The 6,000-nt window shown below is 61.0% G+C and carries 6 protein-coding genes and 1 pseudogene; 1 reads left to right on the top strand and 6 read right to left on the bottom strand.

Annotation, left to right across the window (positions count from 1 at the left end; translation table 11 throughout):
• The 4 genes from HGR_RS09660 to HGR_RS09645 form a co-directional block, all read right to left on the bottom strand.
• The coding region (locus HGR_RS09660; protein ID WP_006298044.1) for an MCP four helix bundle domain-containing protein at nucleotides 1–861 on the bottom strand (861 nt) is incomplete at its 3' end.
• Between the two features lie 225 nt (nucleotides 862–1,086).
• Nucleotides 1,087–1,374 (bottom strand): hypothetical protein, encoded by a 288-nt coding sequence (locus HGR_RS17060; RefSeq protein WP_081463504.1) that lies wholly within the window; start codon nucleotides 1,372–1,374, stop codon nucleotides 1,087–1,089.
• A 31-nt stretch (nucleotides 1,375–1,405) separates the two neighbouring features.
• Nucleotides 1,406–2,101 (bottom strand): DsbA family protein, encoded by a 696-nt coding sequence (locus tag HGR_RS09650; RefSeq protein ID WP_006298042.1) that lies wholly within the window; start codon nucleotides 2,099–2,101, stop codon nucleotides 1,406–1,408.
• 92 nt (nucleotides 2,102–2,193) lie between these two features.
• Nucleotides 2,194–3,030 (bottom strand): MBL fold metallo-hydrolase, encoded by an 837-nt coding sequence (locus tag HGR_RS09645; RefSeq protein WP_406564775.1) that lies wholly within the window; start codon nucleotides 3,028–3,030, stop codon nucleotides 2,194–2,196.
• Between the two features lie 195 nt (nucleotides 3,031–3,225).
• Between HGR_RS09645 and HGR_RS09640 the strand changes: the two genes are divergently transcribed.
• A complete protein-coding gene (locus tag HGR_RS09640) occupies nucleotides 3,226–4,155 on the top strand; it encodes a LysR family transcriptional regulator (protein WP_006298040.1) in 930 nt (309 codons plus the stop codon).
• 89 nt (nucleotides 4,156–4,244) lie between these two features.
• Here HGR_RS09640 and HGR_RS09635 read toward each other — a convergent pair.
• Nucleotides 4,245–4,869, bottom strand: a pseudogene (locus HGR_RS09635) (IS3 family transposase); the annotation flags it as partial.
• Nucleotides 4,870–5,066: 197 nt separating this feature from the next.
• Nucleotides 5,067–5,957 carry a transcriptional regulator GcvA gene (gcvA, locus tag HGR_RS17055; RefSeq protein ID WP_081463503.1) on the bottom strand — a complete coding sequence of 297 codons (891 nt, stop codon included), beginning with the start codon at nucleotides 5,955–5,957 and terminating at the stop codon, nucleotides 5,067–5,069.
• Between the last annotated feature and the right edge of the window lie 43 nt (nucleotides 5,958–6,000).

The raw sequence follows: 6,000 nt of genomic DNA, 5'->3' as shown, positions 1-6,000 counted from the left end.
CTGATTGCCCTGCGCGATCTCGGCGCTGGCGGTCGCCACGCTCTCGGAACCCTGGCGCACCTGCGACACCACACGGCCCAAACTGCCCTGCATTTCCTTCAGGCTGTTGAGCAACTGGCCCACTTCGTCGGTGCGACTGTTGTCGATCTGAACGCTCAGATCGCCTTGAGCCACGGCGCGGGCGACCTCTCCGGCCTGCAGCAAGGGACGCGTGATGCTGCCCGAGAGCAGCCAGGCGAACACCATGCTCAGCACCGTGCTGACCACCGCCAGCGCCACCAGTAGCATGCGACTGGCTTCGTAGTTGGCCTCGATCTCCTTGGCCATGGTGTCGATGTCTTCGCGCTGGTTGAGCATCAGCGCCTCCATCTTGCTGGTGTAGAGCTTGGCGGCCGGTGTGAACTGTTCGTCCAACATGCGATTGGCTTCGTCCAGCTTGCCTGCTTTCTTGAGCTCGTTGATCGCGTCGCGGGTGCTGAGGTAGACCTTGCGTTGCTCACCGATTTCCGCGAACAGTTTCTTGTCGCGTTCCTTGGTCAGCAAAGTTTCGACGGTTTTTTGGTACTCGCCCGAGGCCTTGCTGGCCTGGGCGACTTCTTCAGCGAAATAGGCCACCAGGGACGGGTCACTGCTCTTGGCGATGGCCGTCGTGCGTCGCACCCCCGTGTACAGGTTGCGGTACCAATCGCTGATGAGCCGCTCGGTCCTGACGGGCACGTCGACCATCTCTCGCGTCGATTCCGCGACATCGCTCAGCCGGGCAATGCTGATGATGATGGTGATGAGGGACAGCAAAAGGACGAGGGCGAAACCCAGGCCCAGGCGCTTGGCGACGGACAGGTTGGAAATGAAGGGCGGCATGTGCGTAACCCCGCCGAGCAAAGCAGGGACCAAAACGAGGGGAAAAGATGATATCCCCAAACCCTTGTGGGTATTTGAGAATCATTTCCACCAATCCTGACCAGCCCTTTTCAAGGAGGTAGAACTTGTCCCGTCAGGTTCGCACCCTGCAGCCGCCAGGTGACCACCCGATGACCATCCGGTCTTGATCAGGTCTCCATCAAGACCCGACCCAGCGAACAGCATTCAAGAATCTGAATGCCGATGAAGCGCTTGGTCGAACTGCTCCAGCTCTTCGCGCAGCGTGCCCCGACCGCGGAAGTTCCGACCGGCGCGGCCAAACCAGTACTCCGCGTCTTCGAGATCACCTTCCTGGACATGCAGCAGGCCATGCAACCAGGCGCCCAGCTCGGTCGTATCCAACTGCACCTTGTCATGCGCGGCACGCCAGTGGCCCTCGCGCATCAACGTGAGCACATGACGAAGGTTGCTGGCTTCAGCGCCGCGGTGTGATGTCAAGTTGCCAGCAGCCATCGCCCTACCTCCCCACACCCATTCACAGCCTCTAGATTTCGCAACTATCCGGTCCACATTGCAAGATGTTGCCATTCGCCTGCGCATCCTGGTTCGGGGTTTGCTGCCTTAACCATTGCGCGAAGGCGTCGGCCTGCCCCAGGTAGGCACCGATGTCCACGGAGCGAAAACGCCCATCGGTCTCCAGCAGCAGGGTCGGAAAGCCCTGCGCGCCGACACGGCCCATCAGTTCGCGGGTCGCCTGGATGTGCGCGAGCGTGTTTTTACCGAGCGTCGCATCCAGAGCGGCGGAAAATTCAGTGCGCCCCAAACCGATCTCCGTGGCGACGTCGATCAGCATGTCACGTTCCGCGATACGGCGACCCTCCACGTAATGCGCGGTTTGCAGGCGGGCGAGCATGTCCAGTCCGCGTCCCGCCAGCTGCTCCGCCGCCAGCATGGCGGCGGTCGGCGGCTCGGAGTCGAAGACCGCGCCGGTGTCGCGCAGCAGGCCATCGAAATAACGCTCCCCAAAAGGCTGCCCGGTGAGTTCGGAGATATGACGGTCGTGAGGCATCACATAGTCTCTCAACTGGGCGCTGACCCGCTGACGCCGCGCTCCGGCCATCATGCCGCCGCCGTGCGGCTGCACGGCAACGATCTGGCGCGCTTCCTTGATGAGAGGCGCCGCCGCGTAGCACCAGCCGCACAGCGGGTCGTAGATGTAGTGAAGAACTGAGGCACTCATGGCATTCCTTGTGTCAGCGCCGCGGGGCATGCGTTGTGTCATGCCCCGCGGCAGTTCAGCGGTTCGATGAATTCAGCGGTCTACAGTGGCGCTCACCACTTCATCTCGCCTTTGTTGACCTTCGCGCCGATGTCGAGGGCGATGCCCAGGCCGGCATCCGGGTAGGCCTTCTTCATCGCCGCGATCAGCTCCCCGGAGTCTTTGGTGCGGCCAAGCTCTTGCTCAAAGCGAACCAGGTAGTCACGGGTGTAGCGAATCACGCTGTCGTCCTGAGCCGCGCCCGCCGCGGCATGACCGGGCACCACGATGGCCGGCTTGAGCGCCAGCAATTCGTCGAGTTGGGCCAGCCACGCCTTGCGTTCGCTGAGTTTTTGGGTATCGGCCGTCCAGACGTGGAGGTTACCGAACACCGCGATGTTGCCCACGACCGCCTTGATCGACGGAATCCACACATAGGGGCGGTGCGCCAGTTCACCGGTCGTGCCGCGCACCTCAATGGTTTCGCCATCCACCGTCAGGGTGTTGCCCTGCAGCACATCCGGCACCACCGGCTTGCGCGGCGCATTCGCGCCCAGCTTAGGCCCCCAGAACGCGAGCTTGCCGGACAACTTGCTTTGAATCTTCTCGCGCACCGCCGGCGTGGTCAGCACCTGCGCCTGAGGGAATTGCTCCTTCAGGACCTCGGCCCCGAAATAAAAATCCGGATCGGCATTGCTGATCAGGATGGTTTTCAGCGTCTTGCCGCTTTCGAGCACGTTGGCGGCCACGCGCAGGGCGTCTGCACGGGTGAAGCCCGTGTCAATGACCAGCGCCTCGGATTTACCGCTGACCACCACCGCGTTGACGTGGAAGCTCGCGGCGTCCGCGTTGTACACCTTGATTTGCAGCGGCGCGGCGGCCGTCTGAGCGCCGGCCGTTCCGGTCGCCATGACGCCGAACGCCAGCGCAGGCAGAAGTTTTTGAAGGAAGGGGGTCTGGAACACCATGACGATCTCCTGAAAGTGGTTGCGAGGAGACGCCACTGTATTCAAGCCGCTTCAATACATAAACAGCCAATCAGTTGATTATTTATTGCACAATTCGACGCAATTAAACGCCTTCTCTTTTACTTTTGAGGAGTGGTCATGGACCGAATCACGGCAGCGCAAGTCTTTGTCACCGTCGCTGAACGGGGCAGCCTGATCCAGGCCGCCGACCATCTGGAAATGTCGGCAGCCATGGTCAGCCGCTACCTGGTGTCGCTGGAAGACTGGCTCGGCGCGCGCCTCTTGCACCGCACGACCCGCCGCGTCACGCTCACCGACGCAGGCCGGCTCGCCCTGCCCTCATGCCGTCAACTGCTGGAAACGGCCGATGACGTCAAGCACATCGCCGGCAACCTGAGCCAAGAGCCCCGAGGCCGTCTGCGGCTGACCTGCGCGCTCTCATTTGCCGAAGCGCAATTGACCCCTGCCCTGATGGCGTACCAGCAACGCTATCCGCAAGTCCACATCTCCCTCGCGACCACCGACCTGGGCATCAACCTCGCCGCCGACCAGATCGACCTGGCCGTGCGCATCAGCAACTCGCTGGAACCCACGCTGATCGCCCGCCCACTCGCCACCTGCCGCTCGGTGCTGTGCGCGAGCCCGGAGTACCTGCGGCGCCACGGCACGCCCGCCACCGTGGATGAACTGCCCCATCATCGCTGCCTGGCGCATGCGCTGGTCAGCGCAACGCAGTTCCGCTTCCGGCAAGGCGACAAGGTCGTGGAACCGACGGTGGATGTGAGCTTCACGACCAATGAGACCGCCATCCTGCGACGGGCACTCTTGTCAGGCGGCGGCATCGGAATTCTTCCGACCTACTACGTCAGCGAGGACCTCCGGCGGGGCGAACTGGTTCCCCTGCTCAAGGACTACCAACTCGAAACACTGGGCATCCACGCGGTGTTCCTGTCACGCCAGCACCAGCCGCTGGCCCTGCGGCTGCTGGTCGATTTCCTGGCCGAGCAGTTCGGGGGGGAGGAGCCGATTTGGGATCGTGGCTTGATTGATGCCGGTTCGGCACGTTGACTGCGCTACTGCACCTTGCCATACACACGGAAGTGAGCGAGGGTAAATTCTTTGAATCCCTCGACCGCAGGTGGAATGGATCGGGTCGTCTGACGCCGAATCCGTTCATGCTTGAGCAGTTGGAAGAAGCTCACGGCCACCGCGTTGTCATGGCAATTGCCTCGGCGACTGATGCTGCTGACCAGGTTATGGTCGTGCAAGAAGGTTTGCCAATCATGGCCAGTGAGCTGGCAACCCTGATCGGAGTGCACCAGTACAGCATCTGTGGGTTGCCTGCGCCACAACGCCACCAGCAAGGCGTTGAGCACCCGCTGCGTGTCGATGCGGCTGCCCATAGCCCATCCGATGACCTGCCGCGAGAACAAATCCAGCACCACTGCCAGGTAAAGCCCAGCCCTCATGAGTGCGGAGGTAGGTGATGTCCGTCACCCATGACTGGTTGGGTTGATCGGGTGTGAACTGACGGGTTAGGTGGTTGGGTGCGACCGTGGCGCGTCTGCCGCCCCGCCCGCCGCTAGCACGCCGTCGGTAGCCCGACTGCGAGCGTATGCCCTCCTGACGCAGCAGGCGGGCCACGCGATGCTTGATCCACTTGTACAGACTGTGCTGACTCACCCCCAGCCGCGATGACACCTCGACCACCGGGTGGCCTCGCTCCACGATCTGCTTGACCGCTTCAATCTTGAATTCTTCCGGATATCTCTTGTCGCTCATGGCACCTCCTATGGGCCTCAGCTTTAGGCTCGAAGGTGTCTATTGGATCCGGGGCGATTCACCCGCCTGCTCAGCGTTCGCGCAACTGATTTGGTTCATCGCCCTGGCTCCTTGGACCGTTTCAGATCACCACGCAAGCATCGTGCGCTTGTTCAGACCTTCCGAAGTGCGGCAGAGAAACTCCGTGGGGAAGCTCGTCACTCCGATTTCACCTGAATCAGCAGCCATTCTCGGAAGACCGCAATTCGGGGCGTGTTGGCCTTGCCTTGAGGAGTCACGAAGTAATAGGCACGGTCACTTGGGCAATGGTGCTGGGTCGGAACGATCAGACGACCTGCCGCAATTTCGTCAGCCAAGTCATATTGCGGCACCAACGCAACGCCAAGTCCGACAGCGGCCGCTTGCAGCGACATCGAAAATAGCTCGTAACGAGGGCCGACAAGTTCACCCTGGGGTCGGATTCCCACAGATTCAAACCAGTGGCGCCAGGCGTATGGACGCGTGGCTTGTTGAATGAGGGGCAATTGGGCCAACTGCTCAGGCGTAAGGCGACGGCGAGGAGCGATCAAAGCTGGGCTGCAGACTGGAACAAGGGTTTCCGCCATCAAATAGTCGACCGCAGTTCCGGGCCAGTGCCCATCCCCAGCGTAAATGGAAGCATCGATAGTGCTGTCCTCGAAGAGAAATGGTCGAGTTCGGCTCGTCAGATTCACCGTGATATCAGGATGCTTTTGAGCGAAATCCTGAAGACGCGGAAGTAGCCAACGCGTACCAAAGGTTGGAACAACCGCCAACTCAATCGAGCCACCTCGCCCCTGTCTGGACATGAGATTCAAGGTCCCACGTTCCACCTCATCGAGCCAGCCTTCGACTTGACGGTGATAGGCCATTCCTGCTTCCGTGAGAACAACACCACGGCCCGATCGACGGAAAAGTTTGGTGCGAAGAACTGACTCAAGAGAGGCAATTTGGCGACAAATTGCTCCTTGGGTCAGTGCCAATTCGTTGGCCGCAGACGTGAAGTTTGAATGGCGAGCCGCAGCCTCGAACGCGGTAAGAGCGGCTGTGTTCGGAATCATGCGGCGCATGGGAAAGACCTCGTGGCAAGAAATACCTGTGAGTATCTTGCAC

Source organism: Hylemonella gracilis ATCC 19624 (genome assembly GCF_000211835.1).
Taxonomy (GTDB): domain Bacteria; phylum Pseudomonadota; class Gammaproteobacteria; order Burkholderiales; family Burkholderiaceae_C; genus Hylemonella; species Hylemonella gracilis.
This window is presented reverse-complemented; position numbering and strand designations above follow the sequence as displayed.